The organism is Enterobacter cloacae complex sp. 6730903, from assembly GCF_048283985.1.
In the GTDB taxonomy this organism is placed as follows: Bacteria; Pseudomonadota; Gammaproteobacteria; order Enterobacterales; family Enterobacteriaceae; genus Enterobacter; species Enterobacter hormaechei_C.
Genome location: NZ_JBLVXX010000028.1, coordinates 51,683 through 67,832, shown reverse-complemented (window position 1 = coordinate 67,832; position 16,150 = coordinate 51,683). Strand labels below are relative to the sequence as shown.

Sequence of the window (16,150 nt, the reverse complement as noted above, 5' to 3'; positions counted from 1 at the left end):
CAATGTGATTGTCACGGAGCTAAAATGGTTCACCTGTGAAACTCTTTGTTTAATAAAGATAAATAAAAAATAAGTTTCACAGGTGAAACATGAAAGAGGTGACGTTCATTTATTTTTAGAGAGTAAAAAGAAAAGAAGTCAATCTGTTTTATTCAAAATAAGAGACCATCAAAAAAACGTATTTCTCACGCTGCAATAATGAAAATTTCATATCGCTGCATTTTTTCGTGATCCCTTGCACACTTAGTTAATTAATTGCTGATTGATTAACAAATTCGTCACATTGTCGCTTGACGAAACATTCATCGCTTTTATATTGACCGTATTAAATAAGAAACAGAGTTTCATATATGAAACAAAAGCCTGGAGGATCGTGATGAGCTGGATAGGCGTATGTGACGCAGAGCAAGTACAGGAAGATTTCCCTTTTAGCGGCAACGTCGACGGTAAAGAGATCGGCGTTTACCTGATCGACGGTGAATATTACGCGCTGGAGGACGTATGCCCGCACGCCTATGCCCTGCTGAGTCAGGGCTTCGTGGAAGACGGCAAGGTGGAATGCCCGCTGCACGAGGCGGTGTTCGACGTCAAAACCGGCCAGTGTCTGCACGGCCCCGGAGGACGCAACCTCAACCGATACCCGGTTCGGGTCTTTGAAAACCAGATTCAGATTACCTTCGTTGAGGAGACCGTGGCATGAGCGACACGCTGAACTACAACCCGGCGCTGCCGGAAAGCCGCCAGTTTACCCCGCCGGCAGAGGGCGGTAATGGCGCCATTCACAAGCCGGGCGAGTACCAGAACCTGATCTGGCAGACCCGCAGCCGCGAGCCGGAAAGCTGGGAAGTGAAGCTGATTGCGACGCTGGAAGATCTCTTCGAGCAGGGCGTTGAAACCTTGCCGGAGCTGGTAAGCGGGCTGAACGCGGTGCGTATGCACGACCAGCAGGGCGAGCCGTGGAGCGACGCCAGCTTCCAGGCATTCTTACAGGTTAACGGCTACTGAGGGCAACGCGATGACGACGACCGTACAAAACTATCTCGATAAAGGCCTGCGCGGCCTCTGGTATCCGGTGCTGGCGAGCTGGGAAGTGCAGTCTGCGCCGGTGGGCATCACCCGCCTGGGCGAGCAGATTGTGGTCTGGCGCAATAAAGATGGCCAGGTTCAGGCGCTGGAGGACCGCTGTCCGCATCGCGGTGCGCGCCTGTCGATGGGCTGGAACCTCGGGGACCGCATTGCCTGCTGGTATCACGGCGTAGAGGTGGCGGGCAACGGCGAGGTGAAAGACGTGCCCGCCGTGGATAAATGTCCGCTGGTCGGCCAGCAGTGCGTGCGCAGCTATAACGTACAGGAGGCGCACGGCGCCATCTTCCTCTGGTTTGGCGTCACCGCGGACCAGCAGCCGGACGAACTGACCTTCCCGGATGAACTCGCCGACACGGAAAACTTCAGCAACTTCCTCTGCACCGCCGCGTGGAAATGCAATTACCAGTACGCGCTGGAAAACGTGATGGACCCGATGCACGGCACCTATCTGCACTCCTCGTCGCACTCGATGGCAGAAGGGGATCGCAAGGCCGACATGGTGCTCCAGCCGACCAAAACCGGTTTTATTTTCGAGAAGAAAGGGCAGAGCGGCGTCAATTTTGACTGGGTGGAGCTGGGCAACAGCGGCACCTGCTGGATGCGCCTCTCCATTCCGTACAAGAAGCGCTTCGGACCGGGCGGCCACTTCTTTATCGTCGGCATGGTGGTGCCGGAAGATAACGACAACTGCCGCGTCTTCTTCTGGCGCATCCGCCGCGTACAGGGCTGGCAGCGCGATATGTGGCGCTTCATGTACCGCAACCGGCTGGAAAAACTGCACTGGGAAGTGCTGGAGCAGGACCGCGTGGTGCTGGAGAGCCTGGCGCCAAACGCGCGCGATCATGAATACCTGTATCAGCACGACGTTGGCCTCTCGCGCCTGCGCCGCATGATGCAAAAGGCCGCCAAAGAGCAGCTGGCGATGCGTGAAGCACAGCAGGGAGCCGCCTGATGAACGGGCTGCTGAGCGGAAAGCGCATCGTGGTGACCGGCGCCGCGCGCGGGCTGGGCTACCACTTTGCCCAGGCCTGCGCGGAGCAGGGCGCGGCGGTGGTGATGTGCGACATCCTCAAAGGCGAGCTGACCGAGAGTGCCCACCGGCTGCGCGAGCAGGGCTATGCGATCGAATCGCACGTTATCGATCTGGCCGATCAGCACTCCATCGACCAGGTGTTCAGCGCCATTGGCGAGCAGGGGCAGATTGACGGCCTGGTGAATAACGCGGCGATGGCAACGGGCGTCGGCGGCAAAAATATGCTTGATTACGATCCGGATCTCTGGGATCGGGTGATGAGCGTCAATATCAAAGGTACCTGGCTGGTGACGCGCGCCGCCGTGCCGCTGCTGCGCGAAGGGGCAGGCATTGTGAACGTGGCGTCCGACACCGCGCTGTGGGGCGCGCCGCGCCTGATGGCCTACGTCGCCAGCAAGGGGGCAGTCATTGCCATGACCCGCTCAATGGCGCGCGAGCTGGGGGAAAAACGTATCCGGATCAACGCCATCGCGCCGGGGCTAACCCGCGTCGAGGCGACGGAATATGTCCCCGCCGAACGGCATCAGCTCTACGAAAACGGACGCGCATTAACGGGCGCGCAGCAGCCGGAAGATGTCACCGGCAGCGTGGTCTGGCTGTTAAGCGATCTGTCGCGGTTTATCACCGGACAGCTGATCCCGGTCAACGGCGGTTTTGTCTTTAACTAAGGTAGGGCGATGATGGCAAACGATCAGGAAGTGAAGTATCTGGTGCCGGGGCTGGAGCGCGGTTTACAGCTGCTGTTGGCCTTTGGCGAGCAGCATCGCGATCTGACCTTTGCCGAACTGCACCGGCTGGTGGATATGCCGAAGGCCACCGCCTATCGCGTGGTACAGACGCTGGAGTACATGGGATTTCTGGAGCGCAACACGCGCACCAATACCTTTTCGCTGGGCATGAACGTGCTGCGTCTTGGCTTTGAGTACATCGCCTCGCTGGACGTGGCGCAGGTCGGCCAGCCGGTGATCGAGCAATTGCGCGACGTGAGCCAGTGCAGCAGCCATCTGGCGATCCGCGACGGGCGCGACATTATCTACATTGCCCGCGTCAGCGCCGCCGGGTCGCGCATCAACCAGGTCAGCATTGGTACCCGCCTGCCGGTGCACTGCACCTCGCTGGGCCGCATGCTGTTGACCGATATTTCCCGCGCTGATTTCGAACAGCTGTTCCCGCATGAGCGTCTGCCGGGCAACACGCCGGGGCAGCTTCACGACCGCGAAGCCCTGTGGCAGATGGTGCAGCAGGACAAAGCCCGCGGGTATGTCATCGGCGAATCCTTCTTCCGCCACGGCATCTCTTCCATCGTCTACCCGGTGTATGACCGAAGCGGCCGCGTGGCGGCGGTGGTCAGCATTCTGGTGCCGTCGGAGGAGATCCCGCAGAGCGACCGCGAGCGCCTGCAAAACGAGGTTCGCCTCGCGGCGGATAAAATTTCTGGCTTCTTAGGGTATTTGTCACAGGCCAGTTAAATCAGTGAGTTAACGTCAGGCGCTTGACTGCGTCGGGCATGTTTTACGCCCAATCTGGGCCAGATGAGGCAACGAACGATGAGTGTAACCGGAATTGAAAAGCTGGAATTTGGTGTGGAAGACCTGACGCACTGCGCCAAATTTATGCGTGATTTTGGCCTGACGGGCGATGCCAGCGGCCAGCGTTTCACCACCCTGAGCGGCGCGCGCGTGGAGCTTAACCCGATCGACAGCCCCGACCTGCCGCCCGCGTTTGAAGCGGGCAACACCCTGCGCCGCATGACCTGGGCGGTTGCCAGCCAGTCAGATCTGGATGCGCTGCGCCCGAAGCTGGCGCAACAGCCAGGTTTTCGTGAAGTGGGCGACGCGCTGGAGTGCCTGGACCCGAACGGCATGACGCTGCGCGTGCAGGTGACCCAGCAGACCGACGTGGAGCTTAACGTCGAGCCAATAAACCAGTGGGGCGACGCCCGCCGTATCGACACCCCCAGCCCGGTTTACGATCGCGCCCAGCCGATCAACGTGGGGCATGTGGTGTTCTTCGTGGAAGAACTGGCGGCAGTAGAGAAATTCTACCGCGAAGTGCTCGGCTTCCAGGTCTCGGACCGCTATATCAACCGCGCCGTGTTCCTGCGCTGCGGCGTGCGCGGCGGCCATCACAACCTGTTCCTGCTGCAACTTCCGAACCGCAAGCGCGGCCTTAACCACGTGGCCTTCACCGTGCGCGACATCCACGAGGTGATCGGCGGCGGTATCGCGATGAATAAACATGACTGGAGCACCTTTATCGGACCGGGCCGTCATCCGGTGTCGTCGGCCTACTTCTGGTACGTCAACAGCCCGACCGGCGGCGCGTTTGAATATTACACCAACGATGATTACCTGACGGAAAACTGGCAGCCGCGCGAGCTGGAGCATTCCCTGGTCTCCTTTACCGAGTGGGCGGTGGAAGGCGGGATTGACCACGACACGCGCCGCCAGCAGAAAAAGCCGGAGGCGGTATGACATCGCGCATTGTCATTATCGGCGGCGGTCAGGCGGGCGGCTGGGCGGCGAAAACCCTGCGCGATGAGGGCTTCGACGGCGAAATTTGCGTGGTGGCGGAAGAAGAGTGGGATTTCTATGAGCGCCCGCCGCTGTCAAAAGCGTCTTTGCTGGAGCCGGACGCGGGGCTCCCAAGGCTGTTTAGCGACAAGGCGCAGCAGGCCCTGAACCTGACCTGGTACCGGCCGCTGCGCGCTGAAGCGGTCGATCGCGATGAGAAAAAAGTCGTTCTCAGCAACGGCGAACAGCTTAGTTACAACATCCTTTTAATCGCTACCGGCGGTCGGGCGCGCCTGCCTTCGCAGGCGTGGGCCAGCCATCCGCAGGTCTATACCCTGCGCCACTGGCAGGACGCGCAGCGCCTGAAAAGTCGTCTGGCGGAAAGTAAAAAACTGGCGATCGTCGGCGGCGGCTGGATCGGACTGGAGATTGCTGCCTCGGCGCGGAAAAGCGGCGTGGCGGTCACCCTGTTCGAGCAGCAGCCTGCCCTGTGCATGCGCTCGGTGAGCGGCGAGGTGTCGCAGCGCCTGGAGGCCATCCACCGCGAGCAGGGGGTGGAGATCCGTACCGGCTGCGGCGCGCTGGAGCTGGAGGACGACGGCGGCCTGCCGGTTATCCACTGCGACGGCCAGCGTGAAACCTTTGATGCGGTGGTGGTCGGGATCGGCGTCGATCTCAATCTGGAACTGGCGCGCGATGCGGGGCTGAAAACCGGGCGCGGGATCGTGGTGGATGCCCAGGGGCGCACCTCGGATCCGTTCATCTTTGCCGCAGGCGATGTGGCGCAGCATCATCACTACGGCTTGTGCATCCAGTCCTGGGCCTTCGCCCAGAATCAGGCGGTGGCGACGGCGAAAGCGATGCTCAATCCCGATGCGCCAGGCTACGACGACGCGCCGTGGCTGTGGTCGGATCAATACCAGCACAACATTCAGATCCTCGGCATTCCGCAGCCAGGCAGCAGAACGGTCGTGCGTGAAGAGACGCTGTACTTCTCGCTGGACGACAACGGGAGGCTGACGCAGCTGGTGGCGTTCAACGATGCGCGCACCGTCAAGCTGGCGAAGCGCTGGATGGCGGCGGGGCGGGATCTGTCCGACGTACCGCTTGCCGACCCGACTTTTTCACTGATGTCACTGCGATAGCTAACCCGCACCCGTAGGGGGAGAGATGACCACACTAGAGACTAACACCGCGCCGGTTGAGGCGAGCGGTGAGGGGACCCGCACGCCCGAAAAAGCGGTGCGCTGGGCCATCCCGCTGTCGCTGCTGGCCTGCGTGCTGCTGGCGTTTTTCGACAAAATCAGCATCGCGGCGCTCTTTTCGGATACCCATTTCCAGCAGGCGATGGGCATTGATTTCGACACCACGCGTCTCGGCATTTTGATGAGCGCTTTCCTGCTGAGCTATGGCTTCTCATCGGTGTTTTTAAGCGGTTTAGGCGACAAAATCGCGCCGCTACGCCTGCTCACCGGGATGATGGCGGTGTGGTGCGTGCTGATGGTGGCGATGGGCTTTACCCATAACTACACGCTGATGATCGTCCTGCGTATTCTGCTGGGCGTGGCGGAAGGACCGCTGTTCCCGCTGGCTTTCGCCATCGTGCGTCACAACTTCCCGCAGCATTTGCAGGCGCGCGCCACCATGCTGTGGCTGCTGGGCACCCCGGTGGGCGCGGCGATTGGCTTCCCGCTCTCCCTCTGGCTGCTGAACACCTTTGGCTGGCAGAGCACTTTCTTTGTGATGGCCATGCTTACCGTGCCGGTGCTTATCTTTGTGCGCATTGGTCTGCGCGGGATCCGCCTGGAGGCAAAACCCGGCACCTCGCAGGCGTCCCGGGACGAGCGGCGCGCGGCGCGGCGTGAGCTGTTCGTCAGCCCGCACTTCTGGATCATCTGCATCTTTAACATCGCTTTCCTGACCTACCTGTGGGGCATCAACGGCTGGCTGCCGGGCTACCTGATCAAAGGCAAAGGCATTCATCTGGAGCACGCGGGCTGGCTGTCGTCGATGCCGTTCATCGCCATGCTGGCAGGGGAAGTGATTGGCGCGTGGCTCTCGGACAGGGTCGATAAGCGCGCGGCGGCATGCTTTATCTCCATGGCGGGGCGGCCGTCGGGCTGGCGGCGGTGATGCACCTTGATACCCCGCTGGCCGTCATCGCGGCGATGAGCTTCAGCACCTTTATGTGGGGCACAGGCGCACCCAACATTTTCGCCCTGCTGGCGAAGGCCACCCATCCCCGGGTGAGCGCCACGGCGGGCGGTATCTTCAACGGGCTGGGAAACTTTGCGGGCGCGTTGTCGCCGGCGGTGATGGGCGCGCTTATCGCCTTCACCCACAGCATGGATTCCGGGCTGATTTTTCTGGCGGTGATGGCGGCGGTGGGCTGCATCCTGTTACTGCCGCTGCTGAGACGTTACTGAGGAGAGTGTCATGACTGATTCAACCGTAACCAAGACATCTGGCATCAAGCCTGACCACCTGACGATGGAAGAGTGGGTCGAGTCGCGCATCGCGCGCTTCGAAGGCCGTAAATACGACTGGAACGCGCTGAAGTTCCAGGCCGATTTTGACCCGAAATACCGCCGGGCGCAGATGCGCTACATCGGCACCGGCGCAACCGGCGTGGCGAACGACACCAACACCGTGCAGGCGGACCATTTTACCTTCTCCACCATGGTGCTGCCGTCGAAGTGCGAAGGACCGCTGCACCTGCACGACGACGTGGAAGAGGTGTTCTTCATGCTCAAGGGGCAGATCACGCTGATGATCCAGGACGGCGACAACTACACAGAAACCGTGCTGCGTGAGCGTGACCTGATCTCCGTTCCGCCGGGCATCTATCGCGGCCTGTTTAACCACGGCGAAGAAGAAGCGCTGATGTGCGTCATGCTGGGGACCAACAAGCCGGAAATCCCGACCTATCCGTCCGACCATCCGCTTTCCAAAGTGAAGCGGAACTAAGGGGGGCATGATGACGGGTTTTCGTGAACAGGGAAGCGGCATTCCGCTGATGCTGCTGCACGGGATCAGCTCCGGCGCCGCTTCCTGGCACAAGCAGATGGCGCTGAACGATTTTCGCGTGCTGGCGTGGGACATGCCCGGTTACGGCGAAAGCCCGATGCTGGCCGTAGCGCGGGCAAACGCGGGGGATTACGCCGACGCGCTGGCGGCCATGCTGGATCGCGCCGGTGTCTGGCAGGCAGTGCTGGTCGGCCATTCCCTGGGGGCGCTGGTGGCCAGCGCCTTTGCGGCAAAGTTCCCGGATCGCGTCATTCATCTGGTGCTGGCCGACGCCGCGCAGGGGTACGGCAATGCCGCGCCGGAGCAGCGGGAGCAGGTCTGGCGTAACCGCGAGCAGCAGATGGCGCTGGGGCGCGACATCCTCGCCCAGACCCGCGCCGCGAAGCTGCTGCGCCCCGGCGCACGCGCGGAAGATATCGCCACCGTCGCGGCGGGCATGCGGGCGCTGCGCCCGGAAGGCTATCTCGCTGCCGCGTGGATGCTGGCACATGACGACATTCACGGCTGGCTTAAACGCTACTCCGGCACGTTTGAAGTCTGGTGCGGCGAGCAGGATGCCATCACCCAGCCGGAACTGGTTCAGGGGCTGGCGCTGCGCTACGGCATGCCGTTTATCGCCATTCCGCAGGCCGGGCACGCCAGCTATCTCGATAACGACGCGTTTTTCAACCAACAGCTTTTACGCATTAACGAAGAGGTGCGCGATGAATGCACACATTGACGGGCGCGTAGCGGTCGTTACCGGCGGTTCTTCCGGCATTGGCTTTGAAACGCTGCGCCTGCTGCTGGGTGAAGGGGCGAAAGTCGCCTTCTGCGGCCGTGACCCGGACCGGCTCGCCAGCGCCCATGCGACGCTGCAAAACGAATTTCCTCACGGGGAGATTTTCGCTTACCGCTGCGACGTGCTGAACGCCGACGAAGTACAGGCCTTCGCGGATGCGGTGCAGGCGCGTTTTGGCGCGGCGGATATGCTGATCAACAACGCCGGGCAGGGCTACGTGGCGCACTTCCATGACACCCCGCGCGAGGCGTGGCTGCACGAAGCCGAACTCAAACTGTTCGGGGTGATTAATCCGGTGCAGGCGTTTCAGACTCTGCTGGAGCAGTCCGACATTGCCTCTGTTACCTGCGTCAACTCCCTGCTGGCGCTACAGCCGGAGGAGCACATGATTGCCACCTCCGCCGCTCGTGCCGCGCTGCTGAACATGACGCTGACGCTCTCGAAAGAGCTGGTGGGCAAAGGCATTCGCGTCAATTCCATTCTGCTCGGCATGGTGGAATCCGGCCAGTGGCAGCGCCGCTATGAAAACCGGGCGGACAAAAGCCAGAGCTGGCCGGAATGGACGGCGGATATCGCGCGCAAGCGCGGCATTCCGATGGCGCGCCTCGGCAAGCCGCAGGAGCCCGCGCAGGCGCTGCTGTTCCTCGCTTCGCCGCTGGCCTCGTTTACCACCGGCGCGGCGCTGGACGTTTCCGGCGGCTTCTGCCGCCATCTGTAAGGACACATCATGAAAAAGGTAATGTTGATTGGTTTTGGCGCCATGGCGCAGGCGGTGATTGAGCGCCTGCCCGCCGGCGTGGCTATCGGCTGGATCGTGGCGCGCGCGTCTCACCATGCCGCCATTCACGACCAGTTTGGCAATGCGGTCGAGGCGCTGACGTCGCCGATGGCGTGCGCACAAACGCCGGATCTGGTGCTGGAATGCGCCAGCCAGCAGGCGGTGGCCCAGTACGGGGAAGAGATCCTGCGTCGCGGCTGGCATCTGGCCGTCATTTCCACCGGCGCGCTGGCGGACAGCGCGCTGGAGCAGCGTCTGCTCGCCGCGGGCGGAAAAATGACCCTGCTTTCCGGTGCGGTGGCCGGTATCGACGGGCTGGCGGCGGCGAAAGAGGGCGGCCTTGAGCGCGTTACCTATCAGTCGCGCAAAAGCCCGGCCAGCTGGCGCGGCAGCTATGCTGAGCAGCTTATCGATCTGAATGCGGTGTCAGAGGCAAAGGTTTTTTTTGAAGGCAGCGCCCGCGAGGCGGCGCGCCTGTTCCCGGCGAACGCCAACGTGGCGGCGACCGTGGCGCTCGGCGGCGTCGGGATGGACGACACCCGCGTGCAGCTGATGGTTGACCCGGCAACGAAACGTAACATCCACACGCTCCATGTGGAAGGATTGTTCGGCGAGTTTCATCTGGAGCTGAGCGGACTGCCGCTGGCTTCGAATCCTAAAACCTCCACCCTGGCGGCACTGAGCGCGGTGCGCGCCTGCCGCGAGCTGGCCCTGAGCTGAGGAGAGACGATGGACGATCTGAAGATTTTTATCGGCGGCCAGTGGCGACACGGCGGCGGCAACCCGATGCAGAGCCACTTCCCGGCAGACGGGTCGATCAACGCGACGCTGAACGCCGCCAGTCTGGATGACCTGGAGGAGGCGGTAGACGCCGGAGAGCGCGCCTGGCGCGATCCCGCATGGCGTAACAGCCTGCCGCATATGCGCGCGAAGATCCTGCATAAGGTTGCCGATCTCATTGAATCCCGCGTCGACGCGCTGGCGCAGATGCAGAGCCGTGATAACGGCAAGCCGCTGGCGGAAGCGCGCGGGCTGGTGATGAGCGCGGCGGGAACGGCGCGCTACTTTGCCGCCGCCTGCGAGCTGCTGGAAGGGGAACTGCCCACGCCGCGCCAGCCGGATCTGCTGACGCTGAGCCGCTACGAGCCCCTTGGCGTGGTGGCGGCCATCACGCCGTGGAACTCGCCGATTGCCAGCGAAATGCAGAAGGTCGCACCGGCGATTGCCGCCGGGAACGCGGTGATCCTCAAGCCCGCCGAAGCCACGCCGCTGATGGCGCTGGAGCTGGCGCGGATTTTTGAACAGGCCGGGCTGCCCGCCGGGCTGCTGAGCGTCCTGCCGGGCAAAGGGTCGGTGATTGGCGATGCGCTGGCGCGCCATCCTCGCGTGCGCAAAATTTCCTTTACCGGCGGAACCACCACGGGCCGTCATCTGGCGCACGTGGCGGCGGAAAAACTGATCCCGGCCTCGCTGGAGCTGGGCGGCAAATCGCCGACCATCGTGCTGGAGGATGCTGATATTGAACAGGCCGCACGCGGGATCTGCTACGGCATTTTCAGCTCGGCAGGGCAGGCGTGTATCGCCGGGTCGCGGCTGTTTATCAACGAGAGCATTTACGCCCCGCTGATGGCGAGGCTGCTGGAATTAACTCGCGGGCTGCGCGTCGGACACCCGTTTACCGACGGCGTGCATGTCGGACCGCTGATCGGCGAAAAACATCGCCAGAGCGTGATCCAGTACGTCGAACTGGCGAAGCGTGAAGGGGGGCGGGTGCTGTGCGGCGGTGAGATACCCGCCGATCCCGCTCTGGCAAACGGCAGCTTCTTCCTGCCAACCATTATCGAAGGGCTGAGCAACAGCGCCCGCGCCTGTCAGGAAGAGATCTTCGGCCCGGTGCTGGTGGCGATGCCGTTTGGCGATGAAGCCACGCTTATCCGCGAGGCGAACGACTCGGTTTACGGCCTGGCGGCGGGGATCTGGACGCGCGATACCGGACGCGCCCTGCGTCTCAGCGAGCAGCTGGAGGCAGGCACGGTGTGGATCAACACCTACAAAGTCTTTGCGATTTCGACCCCGTTCGGGGGCTTTAAAGAGAGCGGTCTGGGCCGCGAGAAGGGTATCCAGGGGCTGAAAGCCTGGATGCAACAAAAGAGCATTTATCTGGCGACGGGTAACAGCGTCAACCACTGGTGCGACTGAGAAAGGGTGAGCAATGAGCGAAATGATAACCGTCGGCGACGCCATCGCCAGAACGCTGGAGCAGTATCAGGTTGAGGCCATCTACGGCGTCATCTCCATTCACAACCTGCCGATCGCGGATGCGGTTGGGCAGCGGGGCAATATCCGCTTTGTGCCCGCGCGCGGTGAAGCCGGTTCCGTCACCATGGCCGATGCCCACGGGCGCTTTTCCGGCCTCGGCGTGGCGCTGACCAGCACCGGCGCGGGGGCGGGTAATGCGGTAGGCGCGCTGGTGGAAGCCATGAATGCCTGCACGCCGCTGCTGCATTTAACCGGGCAGGTTGAGAAAGCCTGGCTGGACGCCGACACCGGGTTTATCCATGAAACCCGTGACCAGCTGACCTTCCTGAAGGCCAGCTCAAAACGGGCGTACCGCATCAGCAATGCGAATCAGGCGATAGCGATTCTGCATAAAGCTATCCAGGACGCGCAGACCCCGCCGTGCGGACCGGTCTCGGTGGAAATCCCGATTGATATTCAGGGCGCCAAAATTCCGCTGTCGCTGGTGACTAAACCGGTTAAACCGGCATCGGTTCCAGCCGTGGATACCGGAATGGTTGACGCGCTGTGGGCGCAGCTCAAACAGGCGAAACAGCCGCTGCTGTGGCTGGGGGGCGGGGCGCTGGGCAGCGCAGACGCGGTTAAAACGCTGGCGGATGCGGGCATCACCGTGATTTCCAGCACCCATGCGCGCGGCGTGCTGCCGGACAGCCACCGCGCCAGCCTTCGCGCGTTCCACAACTCGCCGTCGGTGGAGGCGCTGATTGCGCAGTGTGATTTTACGCTGGTGGCCGGTTCTCGCCTGCGCAGCAACGAAACCCGTTCCTGGACGCTTGAGCTGCCTTCCCCGCGGGTGCAGATCGATATCGACCCGGCGGCAGCAAGCCGTAACTACCTGATGGATAGCACGTTGATAGCCGATTGTTCAGCGGTGCTTGGCGCGCTGGCTGCAAAAGTACAGCGCCGCGAGTGGGGCAGTCCCCAGTGGGATATGCAGGTGCAGCAGGCGGTCGGGCAAGCTGAACAGGGGCTGCGCGAGCAGTGCGGCGCCTATGCGAAGCTTAACGACGCCATAGCAAAAGCCCTGCCGACAGACGGCCTGCTGGTGCGCGATATCACCGTGTCCGGCAGCCTGTGGGGTAGCCGCCTGTTCAGGGCTAACGGTCCGATGATGAACATTCACTCCCTCGCCGGGGCGATTGGTATGGGGCTGCCGATGGCCATCGGCACCGCGATTGCCAACCCGCAGCGCAAGGTGGTGGGGCTGGTGGGCGACGGCGGCCTGAGCCTCAATTTAGGCGAGCTGGCGACGCTGGCGCAGGAGAAAGCCAACGTGACGCTGCTGGTCATGAACGACGGCGGCTACGGGGTGATGCGCGGTATTCAGGATAAGTATTTCGGCGGGCGTCAGTATTATAACGCGCTGCATACGCCGGACTTTACCCTGCTGGCGCAGGCGATTGGCCTTCAGGCGTGGAGCGTTGAGCGGGCAGAGGATTTTGATGCGGTGATGACGGAAGCGCTGGCGATGCCGGGACCGTCGGTGGTGGAAGTGCGGATGGGGCAGATTGGCGCCCTTAAGTTTGCCGGGCCGCCACAGAAAACGCTGTACTGATTGAGCTTTGTTGCCCGGTAGCGCGGCGCGCACCGGGCCAGAGTTTTATTTAATTCCGTCTGCCGCCATACGGTCACGGATATGCTGCGCGCGTTCAACGGAGGCCGGGTGATCGTCAAACATGGAGCTTTGACGGCCTTCCTCCAGTTTCGCCAGTTTTTCGAAGCTGGTGGCTAAACCCGATGGATTGATGCCGCGTTTGCGCAACAGATCGTAAGAGTAGTCATCCGCTTCCGATTCCTGACGCTGGGAGAACTGGGAGTTCACCAGTTTTTCGCCCACATCGCCCAGCTGCGACTGGGACAGGCTGCCGACGATGCCGCCCGCAGAGGCCGCCGCTGCGCGCACGGCATTGGTGCCCAGCGCAACCTGCATCCCTTTCTTGACGTGACCGAGAGCAACGTGACCCATTTCATGGCCGATCACCGCTTCCACTTCGTTGTCGGTCATCATATCCATCAGGCCGCTGTACACGCGGATACAGCCGTTAGCCATCGCGAAGGCGTTGACGTCTTTCGCCATATACACCTTGTAGTTCACCGGCTGACCGTTAATGTTGTCGCCCAGCGCGGAAGCAATCTTGTTCAGACGCTGCGTGTAGGTGCTGTTTGCCGGGGCAAGCGTAGCTTTTCCATCCATATCCTTACAGGCCTCGTCGCTCAGCGCTTTCACTTGGGCATCGCTCAATGAGTAAGCCTGAAAAGCTTCTGCGCCTGAGGTCATCAGGCCGTTAGAATCCATATTCTGACAGCCGCTTAGCAGGAGCGTTGTTCCCACAGCCAGCCCGATTGCACGCATTTTCATGATGTTGCTTCCGTACTCGTTAATCTGAATTAATTCCGAAAAATGCACCGTCAACGAAGCCGGTGTCGGGCTAAGTATAAGGAATATCTACAGGGGCGGGCGAGCAGATTGCGCAACATGCGAGCATGATCCAGAGATTTCTTAAGCTGCAAAAGAATGGTCCATGTACATGCCCTGCGGCTTGGGTTACATTGTTGGCACTTTTTTCCGGCGTAGCCCAAAACGCGCTGTCGTCAAGGGCATGGCCTTTAACAGTCCGATCTGGAGTTAAAATGTCCTCACGTAAAGAGCTTGCTAATGCTATTCGTGCGCTGAGCATGGACGCAGTACAGAAAGCCAAATCCGGCCACCCGGGCGCCCCTATGGGCATGGCTGACATCGCCGAAGTCCTGTGGCGTGATTTCCTTAACCACAACCCGCAGAACCCGGCATGGGCAGACCGCGACCGTTTCGTGCTGTCTAACGGCCACGGCTCTATGCTGATCTACAGCCTGCTGCACCTCACTGGCTACGATCTGCCAATCGAAGAGCTGAAAAACTTCCGTCAGCTGCACTCCAAAACTCCAGGTCACCCGGAAGTGGGCTACACCGCTGGCGTTGAAACCACTACCGGTCCGCTGGGTCAGGGCATCGCTAACGCTGTAGGGATGGCGATTGCAGAGAAGACCCTGGCGGCGCAGTTCAACCGTCCTGGCCACGACATCGTTGACCACTTCACCTACGCCTTCCTGGGCGACGGCTGCATGATGGAAGGCATTTCTCACGAAGTGTGCTCCCTGGCAGGCACCCTGAAGCTGGGTAAACTGGTTGCGTTCTACGACGACAACGGCATCTCCATCGACGGTCATGTTGAAGGCTGGTTCACTGACGACACCGCCGCACGTTTCGAAGCCTACGGCTGGCACGTTGTGCGCGGCGTTGATGGCCACGATGCTGACTCGATTAAACGTGCCGTAGAAGAAGCGCGCGCCGTGACCGACAAACCGTCCCTGCTGATGTGCAAAACCATCATCGGCTTCGGTTCTCCGAACAAAGCGGGCACTCACGACTCCCACGGCGCACCGCTGGGCGACGCGGAAATTGCACTGACCCGTGAAGCACTTGGCTGGAAACACCCTGCCTTTGAAATCCCGTCTGAAATCTACGCTCAGTGGGATGCGAAAGAAGTGGGTCAGGCGAAAGAAGCGGCCTGGAACGAGAAGTTCGCGGCATACGCGAAAGCCTTCCCACAGGAAGCGGCTGAATTCACCCGTCGTATGAAAGGTGACATGCCGTCTGACTTCGACGCGAAAGCGAACGAGTTCATCGCGAAGTTGCAGGCGAACCCAGCCAAGATCGCCAGCCGTAAAGCATCTCAGAATGCGATCGAAGCGTTTGGCCCTCTGCTTCCAGAATTCCTCGGTGGCTCCGCTGACCTGGCGCCATCTAACCTGACCCTGTGGTCCGGATCTAAGCCAATCAACGAAGATACTGCCGGTAACTACATCCATTACGGTGTACGTGAGTTCGGTATGACCGCGATTGCCAACGGTATCGCTCTGCACGGTGGTTTCCTGCCGTACACCTCTACCTTCCTGATGTTTGTGGAATATGCACGTAACGCCGTGCGTATGGCTGCACTGATGAAACAGCGTCAGGTGATGGTCTACACCCACGACTCCATTGGTCTGGGCGAAGATGGTCCAACTCACCAGCCGGTAGAGCAGGTGGCTTCCCTGCGCGTGACCCCGAACATGAGCACATGGCGTCCATGTGACCAGGTTGAATCTGCGGTGGCGTGGAAATACGGCGTTGAGCGTCAGGATGGCCCGACCGCGCTGATCCTCTCCCGTCAAAACCTGGCGCAGCAGGAGCGTACCCCAGAGCAGCTGGCAAACATCGCGCGCGGTGGTTACGTGCTGAAAGATTGCGCAGGCCAGCCTGAGCTGATCTTCATCGCGACCGGTTCTGAAGTTGAACTGGCCGTTGCCGCATGGGAAAAACTGACTGCTGAAGGCGTGAAAGCGCGTGTGGTTTCTATGCCATCCACCGATGCGTTCGACAAGCAGGACGCCGCGTACCGCGAATCCGTACTGCCTAAAGCGGTCTCCGCTCGCGTGGCAGTGGAAGCGGGTATCGCTGACTACTGGTTCAAATACGTAGGCCTGAACGGCGCTATCGTCGGTATGACCACGTTCGGTGAGTCTGCGCCAGCTGAACAGCTGTTTGAAGAGTTTGGCTTCACCGTTGAGAACGTTGTCGCTAAGGCGAAAGAACTGCTGTAACTCTCCCAGTG

The 16,150-nt window shown here is 61.1% G+C and carries 15 protein-coding genes and 1 pseudogene; 15 read left to right on the top strand and 1 reads right to left on the bottom strand.

The window, feature by feature from the left end:
• The first annotated feature begins 376 nt into the window (after positions 1–376).
• The 14 genes and pseudogenes from ACNQ0W_RS15475 (at position 377) to ACNQ0W_RS15410 (ending at position 13,071) form a co-directional block, all read left to right on the top strand.
• Positions 377–700 (top strand): Rieske (2Fe-2S) protein, encoded by a 324-nt coding sequence (locus tag ACNQ0W_RS15475; RefSeq protein WP_003860044.1) that lies wholly within the window; start codon positions 377–379, stop codon positions 698–700.
• Positions 697–1,005 (top strand): recombinase-like helix-turn-helix domain-containing protein, encoded by a 309-nt coding sequence (locus tag ACNQ0W_RS15470; protein WP_003860045.1) that lies wholly within the window; start codon positions 697–699, stop codon positions 1,003–1,005. Before ACNQ0W_RS15475 ends, ACNQ0W_RS15470 begins: the two co-directional genes overlap by 4 nt.
• A 10-nt stretch (positions 1,006–1,015) precedes the next feature.
• Entirely contained in the window at positions 1,016–2,038 is a 1,023-nt protein-coding gene (locus tag ACNQ0W_RS15465; protein WP_006811913.1) for an aromatic ring-hydroxylating oxygenase subunit alpha, read from the top strand.
• Positions 2,038–2,787, top strand: a complete 750-nt coding sequence (locus ACNQ0W_RS15460; protein ID WP_062933219.1) for an SDR family oxidoreductase — start codon at positions 2,038–2,040, stop codon at positions 2,785–2,787. The genes ACNQ0W_RS15465 and ACNQ0W_RS15460 overlap by 1 nt, the downstream gene beginning before the upstream one ends.
• Before the next feature lie 12 nt (positions 2,788–2,799).
• On the top strand, positions 2,800–3,588 hold the full coding sequence (locus ACNQ0W_RS15455; protein ID WP_003860053.1) for an IclR family transcriptional regulator: 789 nt from the start codon (positions 2,800–2,802) through the stop codon (positions 3,586–3,588).
• A gap of 78 nt (positions 3,589–3,666) precedes the next feature.
• Complete coding sequence (locus tag ACNQ0W_RS15450) at positions 3,667–4,593, top strand: VOC family protein (protein WP_015571827.1); 927 nt, start codon at positions 3,667–3,669, stop codon at positions 4,591–4,593.
• Positions 4,590–5,777, top strand: a complete 1,188-nt coding sequence (locus tag ACNQ0W_RS15445) for an NAD(P)/FAD-dependent oxidoreductase (RefSeq protein ID WP_062933218.1) — start codon at positions 4,590–4,592, stop codon at positions 5,775–5,777. Before ACNQ0W_RS15450 ends, ACNQ0W_RS15445 begins: the two co-directional genes overlap by 4 nt.
• A 25-nt stretch (positions 5,778–5,802) precedes the next feature.
• Positions 5,803–7,058: pseudogene (locus ACNQ0W_RS15440) on the top strand (MFS transporter).
• 10 nt (positions 7,059–7,068) lie between these two features.
• A complete protein-coding gene (locus tag ACNQ0W_RS15435; protein WP_062933216.1) occupies positions 7,069–7,599 on the top strand; it encodes a cupin domain-containing protein in 531 nt (176 codons plus the stop codon).
• 10 nt (positions 7,600–7,609) lie between these two features.
• The gene (locus ACNQ0W_RS15430) at positions 7,610–8,380 is read left to right on the top strand and encodes an alpha/beta fold hydrolase (RefSeq protein WP_062933215.1); all 771 of its coding nucleotides are present in this window, start codon (positions 7,610–7,612) and stop codon (positions 8,378–8,380) included.
• A complete protein-coding gene (locus tag ACNQ0W_RS15425; RefSeq protein WP_062933214.1) occupies positions 8,364–9,158 on the top strand; it encodes an SDR family oxidoreductase in 795 nt (264 codons plus the stop codon). Before ACNQ0W_RS15430 ends, ACNQ0W_RS15425 begins: the two co-directional genes overlap by 17 nt.
• A 9-nt stretch (positions 9,159–9,167) precedes the next feature.
• Positions 9,168–9,938, top strand: a complete 771-nt coding sequence (locus ACNQ0W_RS15420; protein ID WP_062933213.1) for an aspartate dehydrogenase — start codon at positions 9,168–9,170, stop codon at positions 9,936–9,938.
• A 9-nt stretch (positions 9,939–9,947) separates the two neighbouring features.
• On the top strand, positions 9,948–11,417 hold the full coding sequence (locus tag ACNQ0W_RS15415; RefSeq protein ID WP_062933212.1) for an aldehyde dehydrogenase: 1,470 nt from the start codon (positions 9,948–9,950) through the stop codon (positions 11,415–11,417).
• Positions 11,418–11,430: 13 nt separating this feature from the next.
• Positions 11,431–13,071 carry a thiamine pyrophosphate-binding protein gene (locus ACNQ0W_RS15410; RefSeq protein ID WP_062933211.1) on the top strand — a complete coding sequence of 547 codons (1,641 nt, stop codon included), beginning with the start codon at positions 11,431–11,433 and terminating at the stop codon, positions 13,069–13,071.
• 45 nt (positions 13,072–13,116) lie between these two features.
• On the opposite strand, the gene ACNQ0W_RS15405 is transcribed toward ACNQ0W_RS15410, so the two are convergent.
• Entirely contained in the window at positions 13,117–13,875 is a 759-nt protein-coding gene (locus tag ACNQ0W_RS15405) for a M48 family metallopeptidase (RefSeq protein WP_003860073.1), read from the bottom strand.
• Between the two features lie 272 nt (positions 13,876–14,147).
• Between ACNQ0W_RS15405 and tkt the strand changes: the two genes are divergently transcribed.
• A complete protein-coding gene (gene tkt / locus ACNQ0W_RS15400; protein WP_003860074.1) occupies positions 14,148–16,139 on the top strand; it encodes a transketolase in 1,992 nt (663 codons plus the stop codon).
• Positions 16,140–16,150: the final 11 nt, after the last annotated feature.

Excerpts from the sequence above, each read along its gene's own strand:
- ACNQ0W_RS15475 (WP_003860044.1), top strand. The coding sequence starts at position 377 with ATGAGCTGGATAGGCGTATGTGACGCAGAGCAAGTACAGGAAGATTTC.
- ACNQ0W_RS15470 (WP_003860045.1), top strand. The coding sequence starts at position 697 with ATGAGCGACACGCTGAACTACAACCCGGCGCTGCCGGAAAGCCGCCAG.
- ACNQ0W_RS15465 (WP_006811913.1), top strand. The coding sequence starts at position 1,016 with ATGACGACGACCGTACAAAACTATCTCGATAAAGGCCTGCGCGGCCTC.
- ACNQ0W_RS15460 (WP_062933219.1), top strand. The coding sequence starts at position 2,038 with ATGAACGGGCTGCTGAGCGGAAAGCGCATCGTGGTGACCGGCGCCGCG.
- ACNQ0W_RS15455 (WP_003860053.1), top strand. The coding sequence starts at position 2,800 with ATGGCAAACGATCAGGAAGTGAAGTATCTGGTGCCGGGGCTGGAGCGC.
- ACNQ0W_RS15450 (WP_015571827.1), top strand. The coding sequence starts at position 3,667 with ATGAGTGTAACCGGAATTGAAAAGCTGGAATTTGGTGTGGAAGACCTG.
- ACNQ0W_RS15445 (WP_062933218.1), top strand. The coding sequence starts at position 4,590 with ATGACATCGCGCATTGTCATTATCGGCGGCGGTCAGGCGGGCGGCTGG.
- ACNQ0W_RS15435 (WP_062933216.1), top strand. The coding sequence starts at position 7,069 with ATGACTGATTCAACCGTAACCAAGACATCTGGCATCAAGCCTGACCAC.
- ACNQ0W_RS15430 (WP_062933215.1), top strand. The coding sequence starts at position 7,610 with ATGACGGGTTTTCGTGAACAGGGAAGCGGCATTCCGCTGATGCTGCTG.
- ACNQ0W_RS15425 (WP_062933214.1), top strand. The coding sequence starts at position 8,364 with ATGAATGCACACATTGACGGGCGCGTAGCGGTCGTTACCGGCGGTTCT.
- ACNQ0W_RS15420 (WP_062933213.1), top strand. The coding sequence starts at position 9,168 with ATGAAAAAGGTAATGTTGATTGGTTTTGGCGCCATGGCGCAGGCGGTG.
- ACNQ0W_RS15415 (WP_062933212.1), top strand. The coding sequence starts at position 9,948 with ATGGACGATCTGAAGATTTTTATCGGCGGCCAGTGGCGACACGGCGGC.
- ACNQ0W_RS15410 (WP_062933211.1), top strand. The coding sequence starts at position 11,431 with ATGAGCGAAATGATAACCGTCGGCGACGCCATCGCCAGAACGCTGGAG.
- ACNQ0W_RS15405 (WP_003860073.1), bottom strand. The coding sequence starts at position 13,875 with ATGAAAATGCGTGCAATCGGGCTGGCTGTGGGAACAACGCTCCTGCTA.
- tkt (WP_003860074.1), top strand. The coding sequence starts at position 14,148 with ATGTCCTCACGTAAAGAGCTTGCTAATGCTATTCGTGCGCTGAGCATG.